Genomic DNA, 13278 nt, shown 5'->3' on the forward strand with positions numbered 1-13278 from the left:
CACCCGCGCGCCCACCCCGCGCTGAAGGACCGAGACCTCCCGCATGCAGACCGCCGAGATCCGCCGCCGCTTCCTCGAGCACTTCGAGAAGCGGGGCCACACCGTGGTGCCCAGCGCGTCGCTGGTGTCGCCCGACCCCTCGCTGCTGTTCACCGTCGCCGGGATGGTGCCGTTCATCCCGTACCTGACCGGGCGGGAGCCAGCGCCCTACCCGCGGGCCACCAGCGTGCAGAAGTGCGTGCGCACCCTCGACATCGAGGAGGTGGGCAAGACCACCCGGCACGGGACGTTCTTCCAGATGAACGGCAACTTCTCCTTCGGCGACTACTTCAAGACCGAGGCGATCGCCTTCGCCTGGGAGCTGGTCACCGGCGCGGTCGCCGACGGCGGGCTCGGCCTGGACCCGGAGCGGATCTGGCCGACGGTCTACCTCGACGACGACGAGGCCTTCGACGCCTGGCTGGCCTACGTGCCGGCGGAGCGGATCCAGCGCCGCGGCAAGGACGACAACTACTGGTCCACCGGTGCCGCCGGCCCGGCCGGCCCGTGCTCGGAGATCCACTACGACCGCGGCCCGGAGTACGGCCCGGACGGCGGCCCGGAGGCCGACCCGACCGGCGACCGGTTCCTGGAGATCTGGAACCTCGTCTTCATGCAGTACGAGCGGGGGCCGGGGGAGGGCAAGGAGTTCCCGATCCTCGGCGACCTGCCGAAGAAGAACATCGACACCGGCATGGGCCTGGAGCGGGTTGCCTTCCTGCTGCAGGGCGTCGACAACATGTACGAGATCGACGAGGTCGCCCCGGTGCTGCACAGGGCGGCCGAGCTCGCCGGTGTCCGCTACGGCGCCGACCACGAGGCCGACGTCCGGCTGCGGGTGGTCGCCGACCACGTGCGCAGCGGGCTGATGCTGATCAGCGACGGCGTCACCCCGGGCAACGAGGGCCGCGGCTACATCCTGCGCCGGCTGCTGCGCCGCGCCGTCCGGTCGATGAAGCTGCTCGGGGTCGAGGACGCCGCCCTGCCGGCGCTGCTGCCGGTCTCCCGTGACGCGATGAGCGCCAGCTACCCCGAGGTCGCCGCCGACTTCGCGCGCATCTCCGGCATCGCCTACGCCGAGGAGGAGGCGTTCCGGCGCACCCTCGCGGCCGGGACGGCGCTGTTCGACACCGCGGTCGCCCAGGCCAAGGCCGCGGGCACCCCGGCGCTGTCGGGCACCCAGGCGTTCTCGCTGCACGACACCTACGGGTTCCCGATCGACGTCACCCTGGAGATGGCCGCCGAGCAGGGCGTCACCGTCGACGCCGAGGGCTTCCGCGCCCTGATGACCGAGCAGCGCGACCGGGCCCGCGCCGACGCCCGGGCCAAGCGCACCGGGTCGGTCGACGTGCTGGCCTACCGCCGGCTGCTGGCCGAGTTCGGCCCCACCGACTGGCGGGCCTACGACACCCTGCACACCGAGTCCCGCGTGCTCGGGGTCGTCGACGAGGGTGACGACGCCACCTCCGACGACGCCGAGCCGGTGGTCGGCCCCGGCGGGCTCACCCGGGTCGTGCTGGACCGGACGCCGTTCTACGCGGAGTCCGGTGGCCAGGTCGCCGACGCCGGTGAGCTCGTCTGGGACGGCGGCCGGGCCGAGGTCGTCGACGTCCAGCGCCCGGTCAAGGGCCTGGTCGCCCACCAGGTGCGGGTGCTCGAGGGGGAGCTGCGCGCGGGCACCGAGCTGCGCGCGCAGGTCGACCGCGACTGGCGGCTGTCGGCCTGCCAGGCGCACTCGGGCACGCACGTGCTGCACGCCGCGCTCCGCCAGGTGCTCGGCCCGCAGGCGCTGCAGTCCGGCTCCTACAACCGCCCCGGCTACCTGCGGCTGGACTTCGCCTGGCAGGGCGCGCTGTCCCCGCAGCAGCGGATCGACGTCGAGGACGTCGCCAACGCCGCGGTCCGGGCCGACCACGGTGTCCGCGCGCTGTACATGACGCTGCCCGAGGCCCGCGACTTCGGCGCCCTGGCGCTGTTCGGCGAGACCTACGGCGAGCAGGTGCGCGTCGTCGAGATCGGCGGCGAGTGGTCGCGCGAGCTGTGCGGTGGCACCCACGTGCGCGGCAGCGCGCAGATCGGCACGCTGGCGCTCACCGGGGAGAGCTCGGTCGGGTCCGGCGCACGGCGGGTCGAGGCCGCGGTCGGGCTGGAGGGCTTCCGGTACCTGGCCCGCGAGCGCGACCTGGTGCGCCAGCTGGCCGACCTGCTCAAGACCCCGCAGGACGGCGTCCTCGACCGGGTGGAGGGCATGCTCGGCCGGCTCAGGGACGCCGACCGCGAGCTCGCCGACCTCCGCGGCAAGCAGACGCTGGCCGCCGCCGGCGACCTCGCCGCCTCGGCCCGCGACGTCGGCGGGATCGCGGTCGTCACCGCCGCGCCGGACGGGCTGTCCGGCGGCGACCTGCGCACCCTCGCGCTGGACGTCCGCGGGCGGCTCGGCGACCAGCCGGCCGTGGTCGTGCTGGCGTCGGCCGCCGACGGCAAGGTCGCGCTCATCGCCGCGGTCAACCCGCCCGCCCAGCAGCGCGGCCTGTCGGCCAACGACCTGCTCAAGGCCGCGGCCGGTCCGGTCGGCGGCCGGGGCGGCGGCAAGCCGGACGTGGCGCAGGGCGGCGGCACCGACCCCGCGGGCATCCCGGCGGCCCTCGCGGCCGTCGAGCAGGCGATCAGCGGCCGGGGCTGAGGCAGCCGTGCGCGAGCGACCCGATGCGGAGGGCGCCGACCCGGCTGTGGCGCCGACGCGTCGCTCCGGCCGGCCGCCGGTGCCCCCGCGGCCGGGTCCGGCCGCCGACCCCGCCGAGGTGCGCGCCGGTCAGCACGCCACCGAGCGGGTCCCGCTGCCGCCGTCCTCGGCCGGGATCGCCCCGGTCGAGCCGGACGGCGTCCCGGACGGGCCTGACGGCGCCCCGGCGCCGCTGGCGGCGCCGGAGACCGGCCAGCTGGACCTGGGCAGCTACCCGCCGCGGGTGCCCGGCCGGCCCCGGCCCGACGACCGGGCGCGACGGGACGGCGACGGCCGCGGTGCCCACCGTGGACCCTGATCCGACGAGCGGGACCTGGGTCCCCGGGCGGAGACTGGGCGTCGACGTCGGCACCGTCCGGGTCGGCGTCGCGCTCTCCGACGTGACCGGCACCCTCGCCAGCCCGCTGGAGACGCTGCGCCGGGCCAAGGACCGGAGCGACCTGGCCCGCCTCGCCGCGCTGGTCGTGACACACGAGGTGGTCGAGGTGGTGGTGGGGTTGCCGACGCACCTGTCCGGTGCGTCGGGCGCGTCGGCACGGGATGCCAGTGCCTACGCTGACGACCTTGCCAGTCGCATCGGGGACGTCCCGGTGCACCTCGTCGACGAGAGGCTCTCCACCGTGACCGCTGCGACTCATCTGCGCGCCGGGGGCATCCCTGCCCGCCGTCAGCGCCCGGTGATCGACCAGGCGGCGGCCGTGGTCATCCTGCAGAGCCATCTCGACGGGCGTCCACGGACTGGCCCCGACACCAGGGGGCGCCACACGTGACGGACCCGACCCAGCCGCGTCCGCGCGGCCGCCACTCCCAGCCCGACGGCGCCGACGCCGGGCGGCCGGCCTCGGACCTGCTGGACTCGTGGGCCGGCGCAAACGCGCTGCAGCTCACCGACGACACCGCCACCCCGCGCCGCCGTCGTCGGCACGCGCCGGAGACCGACGGCGCCGGCCTGCAGGTGCCGCCGCGCGGCGCCGTCGACGTCGCCGACGTGGAGATCACCGGGCTGGCCGCGGGCGGCATCGCCGACATGGGGCTGGCCGCGGCCGGTCTCGACCTGAGCGCCTACGGCATCGACCGCCCGGAGGCCGCCCCGCGCAGCCCGGGCACCCTCGCGCCGCGCTCCTGGGCCGGCGCGGCCGCCGCCGCCGCTGCCGACGCACCGCGCACCAGCGAGATGCGCGCCGTGCCCCCGGCCGTCCCGCACCTGGGGGCCGACGCCGCAGCGGCGACCCGGCGGCCAGCCCTCGCGCCGCGCGCCGCCGCCGCACCGACCACCGCCGAGCGGGTCGCCGCCGACCGCTTCGCCGACGCCGAGACCGACCCGGGCTGGCTGTCGGCCACCGGGCGTCCCGCGCCCGGCCCGGGTGTCCCGGTCCCGCCGCGGGCGCGCCCGGCCGCCGCGCCCGCCGACGAGCCGCAGCCCGCCTCCGCCGGGTCGCTCGCCTCCCTGTTCACCGACGCCCCGGGCAGCGCGCTGCCCGCCGGGCAGCGCCCGGCGCCCGTCGCCGACCCGGCGACCGAGGCGCACGCCGCCCTCGGCGACGAGCCGCTCGTCGACGAGGACGCCGGCTGGCACGCCGCGCAGGTCCGGCACCGCGGCGGCCCCGACGACCGCCCGCACGACGACCACCCGCTCGGCGACCACCCGCTCGGCGACCACCCGCACGACGACCTGCACGACGGGCACCACGACGACCACGACGGGCACCCGACGGTCTTCGACCAGACCGGGGGCCTCGAGCTCGTGGTCGTCGACGACCACGACGACCACGACGACCACGACGGGCACGACGACGTCGGGGGCGGCTCGGGTGGCGGTGGCCGCCGCGGCGGTCGTGGCGGTCGTGGCGGCGGGCGGGGCGGCTCCGGCCGGCGCCGACGGCCGATCGCCGTCGTGCTGTCGCTGCTGGTCCTCCTCGGCCTGGTGGGCGGCCTGGCGTACGGCGGCAAGGCGCTGTACGACCGGCTGAACCCGGTCGCCGAGGACTACACCGGCGCCGGCACCGGCGAGGTCGACGTCCGGGTCGAGCCGGGCGACTCGCTGCGGGCCATCGCCGGCACGCTGGTGGGCGCCGACGTCATCGCCTCGAGCGAGCCCTTCGAGGACGCGGCCGACGCCAACCCCGCGGCCACCGGCATCCAGCCGGGCGTCTACCGGCTGCGGCTGCAGATGTCCGGTCAGGCCGCGCTGGACCTGCTGCTGGACCCCGCGTCCCGTCAGGTCTCCCGGGTCACCGTCCCCGAGGGGCTGACCCAGACCCAGGTCCTCGACCGGCTCGCCGAGCAGGGCGGGCTGCCGCTGGCGGACCTGCAGGCTGCCGTGGCCGACCCCGCCGCGCTGGGCCTGCCGTCCTACGCCAACGGGCTGCTCGAGGGCTGGCTGTTCCCGGCCACCTACGACATCGAGCCCGGGGACACCGCCGCCGAGGTGCTGTCGGAGATGGTGGCCGGCTCGGTGCGGGTGCTCGACGGGCTGCAGGTGCCCGAGGCCGAGCGGCTGGCCCTGATCACCGAGGCGAGCATCGTGCAGGCCGAGGCCGGCTCCGTCGAGGACATGGGCAAGGTCGCCCAGGTGCTGGACAACCGGCTGGCCATCGACATGCCCCTCCAGCTGGACACCACGGTGAACTACGCCAACGGCAAGGCCGGCATCACCACCACCAGCGAGGACCGGGCCAACCCCTCCCTCTACAACACCTACGTGCACACCGGGCTGCCGCCGGGCGCGATCAGCAACCCCGGCGAGGACGCCATCCGCGCGGTGCAGGCTCCCACCCCGGGCGACTGGCTGTTCTTCGTCGTGGTCGACCCGGACACCGGTGAGACCCGCTTCGCGGCCACCGCCGAGGAGCACGAGGAGAACGTGCTGCTGTTCCAGCAGTGGCTGCGGGACAACCCGGGCAATTGACCGCCTCGCCCGCGGACGACGGGCCGGTCAGCAGGGCTGCGGTCCTCGGCCGGCCCGTCAGCCACTCCCTGTCCCCGCTGCTGCACCGGGCGGCCTACGCCGCGCTCGGCCTCCCCGGCTGGAGCTACGACGCGCTGGACATCGGCGCCGAGGACCTGCCGGTGCTGCTTGCCGGCCTGGGCCCGGAGTGGCGGGGCTTCTCGGTGACCATGCCGTGCAAGCAGGCGGCGGTGCAGGCCGCCGACGAGGTCGCCGCCCTGCCCCGGCTCCTCGGCGCGGCCAACACCCTCACCCGGACCGCCGACGGCGGCTGGCGCGCGGACAACACCGACGTCGCCGGGGTCGGCACGGCGCTGCGGGCCGGCGGCATCGAGCAGGTCGAGCACGCCGCGATCCTCGGCGCCGGCGGGACGGCGGGCGCCGCGGCCGTCGCGCTGGCCTCCCTGGGCGCCCGGCAGGTCGACGTGCTGGTCCGCGAGCCGGCCCGGGCCGCCGACCTGGTGCGGGTGCTCGAGGTGCTGGGGGTGGTCAGCCACGTGCAGCGGTTCGACGACGTCTCGGCCGTCGAGGCCCCGGTGGTGGTCAGCGCGGTCCCGGTCGGTGCCCAGCCGGTGGTCGCGGCGCTCGGCTGGCGCGCCCGGCAGACCGTGCTCGACGTGCTCTACGCGGACTGGCCGACCCCGCTGGCCCAGCAGGTGGAGGAGGCCGGCGGGCACTCGATCAGCGGCCTGGAGGTGCTGTTCTGGCAGGCCACGGCGCAGGTCGAGCTGATGACCGGGCAGTCGGCGCCGATCGCCGCGATGCGCGCCGCGCTGGACGCCTGACCCGGCCGTGACCGGAGCGCTGGCCGTCGCCGGCGGCGTCGTGGGGCTGCTGCTGGGTCCGTGGCTGGCCACGACCACGGTGCGGCTGGCCCGGCGCGACCCGTCGGCCCGCGCGGCACCCCGCCGGGTGGCCGTCACCGCCCTGCTCGCCGCCGGCGCGGTGGCCGCCGCCCCCGTGCTGACCGGGGCCCGCCCGGCGGTCGTCGCGCTCGGCTGGTTCGGGGCGGCCGCCGTCGTCCTGGCCGGGGTCGACCTGGCCGTGCACCGGCTGCCCCGCCGGGTCGTCCTCCCGGCCGTCGCCGGCTGCGCCCTCGCCCTGGCGGTCGACGCCGCGGTCACCGGGGACGGCGACGCGCTGCTCCTCGCGCTCGGCGGGGCCGCCGTCAGCTGGGGGCTCGCGACGCTCGCCCGGCTGGTGCACCCCCGCAGCCTCGGCGGCGGGGACGTGCAGCTGCTCGGGCTGCTCGGCCTGGTGCTCGGCTGGTCGGGCTGGGGCGTGCTGGCCACCGGCGTGTTCCTCGGCTTCCTGGCCGGTGCGGTGGGCTCGCTGCTGCTGGTGGCGCTGGGCCGCGCGGGCTGGCGCACCGCCGTGCCGTTCGGCCCGCCGCTGCTGGTCGGCGCCTACGCCGCCCTCGCCCTGGCGGCACCGTTGCCGATGGCGTGACCCCCGGCTGGCAGAATCGTCGGCATGTTGCGCTGGCTGACCGCAGGTGAATCGCACGGTCAACAGCTCACCGCCGTGCTCGAGGGCCTCCCGGCCGGGGTGCGGGTGCAGACCTCCGACCTGGACGGCCAGCTGTCCCGGCGCCGGCTCGGGCACGGCCGCAGCGCCCGGATGAGCTTCGAGGAGGACGTCGTCACGCTCAGCGGCGGCGTCCGGCACGGCGTCACCCAGGGCGGGCCGATCGCGGTCCAGATCGGCAACACCGAGTGGCCCAAGTGGGAGAGCGTGATGTCGGCCGACCCGGTCGACGCCGAGGTGCTGGCCGGTCAGGCCCGCAACGCGCCGCTCACCCGGCCCCGGCCGGGGCACGCCGACCTGGCCGGCATGCAGAAGTACGGCTTCGACGACGCCCGCCCGGTGCTGGAGCGGGCCAGCGCGCGGGAGACCGCCGCCCGGGTCGCGCTGGGCACCGTCGCGCGGGCCTTCCTGCAGCAGGTGCTGGGCGTGCAGGTGGTCAGCCACGTCGTCGGCATCGGCCCGGTCGTCGCCCCGGCCGGCGTGCTGCCCGGCCCGGAGGACAACCCGCGGATCGACGAGGACCCGGTGCGCTGCGCCGACCCGGCGACCAGCGAGCAGATGGTCGCCGAGATCGACGACGCCCGGAAGTCCGGCGACACCCTGGGCGGGGTGGTCGAGGTCGTCGTCCACGGCCTGCCGCCGGGTCTGGGCAGCCACGTGCACTGGGACCGCCGGCTGGACTCCCGGCTGGCCGGTGCGCTGATGGGCGTGCAGTCGGTGAAGGCCGTCGAGGTCGGCGACGGCCTGGAGACCGCCCGCCGGCGCGGTTCGGTCGCCCACGACGAGATCGACCTGACCGACGGCCAGCTCTCCCGGCGCACCGACCGGGCCGGCGGCATCGAGGGCGGGATGACCAACGGCGAGGTGCTGCGGGTGCGGGCGGCGATGAAGCCGATCAGCACCGTACCGCGCGCGCTGGCGACCATCGACACCACCACCGGCGAGCCGGCGGTGGCGATCAACCAGCGCAGCGACGCCTGCGCCGTCCCGCGCGGCAGCGTGGTGATGGAGGCGGTGGTGGCCCTGGTGCTCGCCGACGCGGTGCTGGAGAAGTTCGGCGGCGACTCGGTGCCGGAGACCCGCCGCAACGTGCAGGGCTACCTCGACGCGCTGACCCTGCGATGACCGGTCCCGTGCTGGTGCTCGTCGGTCCGCCGGGCGCCGGCAAGACCACCGTGGGCACGGGAGTGGCCCGGCGGCTCGGGGTGCCGTTCCGGGACACCGACGCCGACGTCGAGGCCGCCACCGGGACGACGGTCGCCGACCTCTTCGTCCAGCACGGCGAACCGCGCTTCCGGGCGCTGGAGCAGGCGGCGGTCGCCACCGCCCTCGCCGAGCACACCGGCGTCCTGGCCCTCGGCGGGGGCGCGGTGACCAACGCGGCCACCCGCGAGCTGCTGGTCGCGCACGGGCGCGGCGGCGGCACCGTGGTCTGGCTCGACGTCGACGTGCCGTCGGCGGCCAAGCGCGTCGGGCTCAGCCGCGACCGCCCGCTGCTGGCGGTCAACCCGCGGGCCATGCTCCGCAGCATGCTGGAGACCCGCGCCCCGCTGTACCGGGAGGTCTCCACGGCCACCGTGACCACCTCCGCCCGGCCGGTGGGCGACGTGGTGGCCGACGTGCTGGCCGCGGTGCGGTCGGTGACGTCGTGACGGCGCAGCGGATCACCGTCGCCGGTGACCGGCCCTACGACGTGCTGATCGGCCCGGGGGTGCAGGCGCAGCTCGGGCTGGTGCTCGACGGCACCGCCCGCGCCGCGGTCGTGCACAGCCCGTCGCTGGCGGCCGCGGCGGGCGCTGCCGTGGAGACGCTGCAGCAGGCCGGCGTCGCCGCCGAGGCGGTCGTCGTCCCCGACGGCGAGGCCGCCAAGACCGCCGAGGTCGCGGCCGGCGCCTGGGAGCAGTTCGGCCGGCTCGGGCTCACCCGCTCGGACGCGGTCGTCGGCGTCGGCGGGGGAGCGGTCACCGACCTGGCCGGCTTCCTGGCCGCCACCTGGCTGCGGGGCGTGCGCGTCGTGCAGGTGCCGACCAGCCTGCTGGGCATGGTCGACGCCGCGGTCGGCGGCAAGACCGGCATCAACACCGCCGCGGGCAAGAACCTCGTCGGCGCCTTCCACCCGCCCGCCGCCGTGCTGGCCGACACCGACGCCCTCGCCGGGCTGCCCGAGGCCGAGTTCCGGTCCGGGCTGGCCGAGGTCGTCAAGTGCGGCTTCATCGCCGACGGCCGCGTGCTCGAGCTGCTCACCGCCGACCCGACCGGGTGCGACGACACCGCCGAGCTGATCGCCCGCGCGGTGCAGGTCAAGGCCGACGCGGTGGCCGACGACCTCTACGACACCGGGCGGCGGGAGTTCCTCAACTACGGCCACACCCTCGCCCACGCCATCGAGCGGGTCGAGGACTTCGGCTGGCGGCACGGGGAGGCGGTGGCCGTCGGGCTGGTCTTCGCCGCCGAGCTGGCCGCGGCCGCCGGGCGGCTCAGCCGGGCCGACGCCGACCGGCACCGCGACCTGGTGGCGGCGATGGGCCTGCCCACCAGCTACCGGGGCGACTGGGCGGCGCTGCAGCAGGTGATGCGGATCGACAAGAAGGCCCGCGGCGCCTCGCTGCGGTTTGTCGTCCTGGACGGCCTCGGCAACCCCACGATCCTGACCGACCCGGACCAGGTTTGGCTCGACGCCGCCTGGGCAGCAGTCAACGGAGACCACGCATGACGATCCACGTCCTCAACGGCGCCAACCTGGGCCGGCTCGGCACCCGGGAGCCGGAGGTCTACGGGACGACGACGTACGCCGAGCTGGTCGAGCTGGTGCAGGCCGCGGCCGCGGAGCTGCAGGTCGACGTCGTCGTCCGGCAGACCGACGACGAGGGGCAGCTGCTGCGCTGGGTGCACGAGCTGACCGACGCCGGCGACCCCCTGGTGCTGAACCCCGGCGGCTGGTCGCACACCTCGGTGGTGCTGCACGACGCGGTCGCCGCGGTGCAGGCCCCGGTGGTCGAGGTGCACCTCACCAACATCGCCGCCCGCGAGGAGTTCCGGCACCACTCCTACGTCTCGCGCGCGGCGACCGGCGTCATCACCGGGCTCGGCGTGCACGGCTACGTGCTGGCGCTGCAGTGGCTCGTGCTGCGCGGGGCCAGGTGAGCACCCGCACCGCCGAGCGCCGGGACCGGCTGCGGGCGACCGCGGCCGCCGCCGGGCTGGACGCCGTCCTGGTCACGAACCTGCTCAACGTCCGCTACCTCACCGGGTTCACCGGGTCCAACGGCGCGCTGCTGCTGCGCACCGACGGCACCGACCTGTTCGGCACCGACGGTCGGTACACGACGCAGGCCGGCACCCAGGTGCCCGACGTCGAGCTGCTGGTCGACCGGGGCACCGAGCTGGCGCTGGCCCGCGCGGCGGTGGCCGGCGGCGCCACCCGGCTCGGCTTCGAGTCCCACGCGGTCACCGTCGACGGCCTGCGCGGGCTCGAGCAGGCCACCGGCGAGGGCGGGTCGGCGGTCGAGCTGGTCAGCGTCCGCCGGGCGGTCGAGGCGCTGCGCGCGGTCAAGGACGACGCCGAGGTCGACGCCCTGCGGCAGGCCTGCGCCGTCGCCGACCGCGCGCTGGCCGAGCTGGCCGCGGAGGGCGCGCTGCGCCCGGGCCGCACCGAGCGGGAGGTCGGCCGCGAGCTCGACGCCCGGATGCTGACCCTGGGCGCGGAGTCGCCGAGCTTCGAGACGATCGTCGCCACCGGTGCGAACTCCGCGATCCCGCACCACCGTCCCGACGCGACCGTGCTGCGCGACGGCGACCTGCTCAAGCTGGACTTCGGCGCCACCGTCGCCGGCTACCACTCCGACATGACCCGCACCCTGGTGCTGGGCCACCCGGCGGACTGGCAGCGCGAGCTGCACGACCTCGTCGCCGCCGCGCAGGCGGCCGGCCGGGCGGCGCTGGCGGTCGGGGCCGACGTTCGGGCGGTGGACGCCGCCGCCCGCGACGTCATCGCCGCGGCCGGCCACGGCGAGCACTTCACCCACGGCCTCGGGCATGGCGTGGGGCTGGAGATCCACGAGGCTCCGGCCCTCGCTGCAGCGGGCGCAGGTACCCTGAGCGCTGGCATGGCCGTCACCGTGGAGCCGGGCGTCTACCTGCCCGGCCACGGCGGTGTCCGGATCGAGGACACCTTGGTCGTCACGGACGACGAGCCCGAGTTGTTGACCCTCACGAGCAAGGAACTGCTGGTCCTCTGATGGCTACCACCAACGACCTCAAGAACGGCACCGTCCTGAACCTGGACGGGCAGCTGTGGACCGTGACCGACTTCCAGCACGTGAAGCCGGGCAAGGGCGGGGCCTTCGTCCGCACGACGCTGAAGAACGTGCTGTCGGGCAAGGTCGTCGACCGCACCTTCAACGCCGGCACCAAGGTCGAGACGGCGAACGTCGACAAGCGGTCGATGACCTATCTCTACGCCGACGGCACCGACTTCGTCTTCATGGACGGCGACACCTTCGAGCAGATCTACGTGCCGGCGGCGACGCTCGGCGGCGGCTCGGACTACCTGCTGGAGAACACCGAGGTCACCGTGGCGGTGCACGACGGCACCCCGCTGTACGTCGAGCTGCCGGTGACCATGGAGCTCGTCGTGCAGCACACCGACCCGGGCCTGCAGGGCGACCGCTCCACCGGCGGCACCAAGCCGGCGACGCTGGAGACCGGCGCGGAGATCCAGGTGCCGCTGTTCATCACCACCGGCGAGAAGCTGAAGGTCGACACCCGCGACGGCCGCTACCTCGGCCGGGTCAGCTGACCTCGTGGCCGCCCGGACCAAGGCGCGCAAGCGCGCGGTCGACGTCCTCTACGAGGCCGACCTGCGGGGCTCGGACCCGCTCGCGGTGCTGCGCGACCGGCTCGCCGACGCGAACCCGCCGGTGCCCGACCACGCCGTCCGGCTGGTCGAGGGCGCGGTCGAGCAGCGGGAGCGGATCGACGCGCTGATCGAGCAGCACGCCGCCGGCTGGTCGCTGGACCGGCTGCCCGACGTGGACCGCGCGATCCTGCGGATGGCGGTCTACGAGCTGCTCTGGGTCGACGACGTGCCCGACGCCGTGGTCATCGACGAGGCGGTGGAGCTGGCCAAGACGCTGTCCACCGACGACTCGCCGGCCTACGTCAACGGCGTCCTCGGCGGCATCGTGCGGGCCGAGATCCCCACCTAGGCACGGACCTCTGAACGCGAACGGCCCACCCTGCTGAGCAGAGTGGGCCGTTCGCGTTCGACCCCTGGCCGGCAGGGGTCGTTTGTCAGCGCGGGCTGCGTCGGCGGTCGCCGCCCCAGGAGGCGGACTCGTCGTCGTCCTCGGTGGCGTAGATGCTGCCGTCGGCGCCGGGGGACAGCACGCCCCACTCGATCAGCCGGGTGGTCAGCTCGTCGGGGCTCATGTCGTAGATGATCGCCAGCGACTTGAGGTCCTCGGCGCGGATCGACAGCACCTTGCCGTTGTAGTCGTGCCGCTGCGCCTGGATGGTCGAGGCGTAGCGGGCGAGCGGGCCGGCCTCGTCGGCGGGCAGCGAGCCCAGCGACTCCAGGTTCAGCACGATCTTGGTGCTCTTGGTGACGGCGGAGCTGGGGCGCGGGTCGGGGAGCAGCTCGGAGACCGGCACGCCGTAGAAGACGGCGAGCTCGGAGAGCCGCTGCACGGTGACCGCACGGTCGCCGCGCTCGTAGGAACCCACCACCACTGCCTTCCAGCGGCCGTGGGACTTGTCCTCCACGCCCTGCAACGACAGCCCTTGCTGGTTGCGGATGGCCCGCAGGCGGGCGCCCAGCGCCCTGGAGTAGTCGGTGCTCATGACCTCTGCTCACTGACTGTCGTCGGATGGGGACGGTGCTGGTGACAGAGAGTACTGGTCGGCGGAGCGGCGCGACAGTCAGGTGCCCCCGATGGGGCAGATCTGGCTCCCCGGGCGGGGGAACGGGCGCGGTGCGGCTCACAACAGCCCGTGCAGTACGGTCGTCCGCGGTCCACCTCGT

General features: G+C 75.7%; 14 protein-coding genes. 13 read left to right on the top strand and 1 reads right to left on the bottom strand.

Annotated elements, in window-relative coordinates:
* Positions 1-43 precede the first annotated feature (43 nt).
* Genes alaS through nusB form a run of 13 tightly spaced genes read left to right on the top strand, consistent with a single transcriptional unit; the run spans position 44 to position 12463 of the window.
* Positions 44-2722, top strand: coding sequence for an alanine--tRNA ligase (gene alaS / locus HL054_RS05585; protein WP_369137811.1), 2679 nt, complete (start codon positions 44-46; stop codon positions 2720-2722).
* 46 nt (positions 2723-2768) lie between these two features.
* Complete coding sequence (locus tag HL054_RS05590; protein ID WP_369137813.1) at positions 2769-3080, top strand: hypothetical protein; 312 nt, start codon at positions 2769-2771, stop codon at positions 3078-3080.
* Positions 3070-3552, top strand: a complete 483-nt coding sequence (gene ruvX / locus HL054_RS05595; RefSeq protein WP_369137814.1) for a Holliday junction resolvase RuvX — start codon at positions 3070-3072, stop codon at positions 3550-3552. The genes HL054_RS05590 and ruvX overlap by 11 nt, the downstream gene beginning before the upstream one ends.
* Positions 3549-5690, top strand: coding sequence for an endolytic transglycosylase MltG (gene mltG / locus HL054_RS05600; protein ID WP_369137815.1), 2142 nt, complete (start codon positions 3549-3551; stop codon positions 5688-5690). Before ruvX ends, mltG begins: the two co-directional genes overlap by 4 nt.
* Entirely contained in the window at positions 5687-6514 is an 828-nt protein-coding gene (locus HL054_RS05605; RefSeq protein WP_369137817.1) for a shikimate dehydrogenase, read from the top strand. Before mltG ends, HL054_RS05605 begins: the two co-directional genes overlap by 4 nt.
* Before the next feature lie 7 nt (positions 6515-6521).
* On the top strand, positions 6522-7178 hold the full coding sequence (locus tag HL054_RS05610; RefSeq protein WP_369137818.1) for a prepilin peptidase: 657 nt from the start codon (positions 6522-6524) through the stop codon (positions 7176-7178).
* A 24-nt stretch (positions 7179-7202) separates the two neighbouring features.
* Complete coding sequence (gene aroC, locus HL054_RS05615) at positions 7203-8381, top strand: chorismate synthase (RefSeq protein WP_369137820.1); 1179 nt, start codon at positions 7203-7205, stop codon at positions 8379-8381.
* A complete protein-coding gene (locus HL054_RS05620; RefSeq protein ID WP_369137821.1) occupies positions 8378-8908 on the top strand; it encodes a shikimate kinase in 531 nt (176 codons plus the stop codon). The genes aroC and HL054_RS05620 overlap by 4 nt, the downstream gene beginning before the upstream one ends.
* Positions 8905-9969, top strand: coding sequence for a 3-dehydroquinate synthase (gene aroB / locus HL054_RS05625; RefSeq protein WP_369137823.1), 1065 nt, complete (start codon positions 8905-8907; stop codon positions 9967-9969). Before HL054_RS05620 ends, aroB begins: the two co-directional genes overlap by 4 nt.
* Complete coding sequence (aroQ, locus tag HL054_RS05630) at positions 9966-10400, top strand: type II 3-dehydroquinate dehydratase (RefSeq protein ID WP_369137824.1); 435 nt, start codon at positions 9966-9968, stop codon at positions 10398-10400. Before aroB ends, aroQ begins: the two co-directional genes overlap by 4 nt.
* Positions 10397-11494, top strand: a complete 1098-nt coding sequence (locus HL054_RS05635; RefSeq protein WP_369137825.1) for a M24 family metallopeptidase — start codon at positions 10397-10399, stop codon at positions 11492-11494. The genes aroQ and HL054_RS05635 overlap by 4 nt, the downstream gene beginning before the upstream one ends.
* Positions 11494-12054, top strand: a complete 561-nt coding sequence (gene efp, locus HL054_RS05640) for an elongation factor P (protein WP_369137826.1) — start codon at positions 11494-11496, stop codon at positions 12052-12054. The genes HL054_RS05635 and efp overlap by 1 nt, the downstream gene beginning before the upstream one ends.
* A 4-nt stretch (positions 12055-12058) precedes the next feature.
* Positions 12059-12463, top strand: coding sequence for a transcription antitermination factor NusB (gene nusB / locus HL054_RS05645; protein ID WP_369137827.1), 405 nt, complete (start codon positions 12059-12061; stop codon positions 12461-12463).
* A gap of 85 nt (positions 12464-12548) precedes the next feature.
* Here the strand turns inward: nusB and bldD are convergent, their stop codons facing one another.
* Entirely contained in the window at positions 12549-13097 is a 549-nt protein-coding gene (gene bldD, locus HL054_RS05650) for a transcriptional regulator BldD (protein WP_369137828.1), read from the bottom strand.
* Positions 13098-13278: the final 181 nt, after the last annotated feature.

Source organism: Modestobacter versicolor (genome assembly GCF_041028285.1).
Classification (GTDB): Bacteria; Actinomycetota; Actinomycetes; order Mycobacteriales; family Geodermatophilaceae; genus Modestobacter; species Modestobacter versicolor_A.

Bases quoted from the DNA above. Each gene is read 5' to 3' on its own strand.
- alaS (WP_369137811.1), top strand. From the start codon at position 44: ATGCAGACCGCCGAGATCCGCCGCCGCTTCCTCGAGCACTTCGAGAAG.
- aroC (WP_369137820.1), top strand. From the start codon at position 7,203: ATGTTGCGCTGGCTGACCGCAGGTGAATCGCACGGTCAACAGCTCACC.
- HL054_RS05620 (WP_369137821.1), top strand. From the start codon at position 8,378: ATGACCGGTCCCGTGCTGGTGCTCGTCGGTCCGCCGGGCGCCGGCAAG.
- aroQ (WP_369137824.1), top strand. From the start codon at position 9,966: ATGACGATCCACGTCCTCAACGGCGCCAACCTGGGCCGGCTCGGCACC.
- efp (WP_369137826.1), top strand. From the start codon at position 11,494: ATGGCTACCACCAACGACCTCAAGAACGGCACCGTCCTGAACCTGGAC.
- bldD (WP_369137828.1), bottom strand. From the start codon at position 13,097: ATGAGCACCGACTACTCCAGGGCGCTGGGCGCCCGCCTGCGGGCCATC.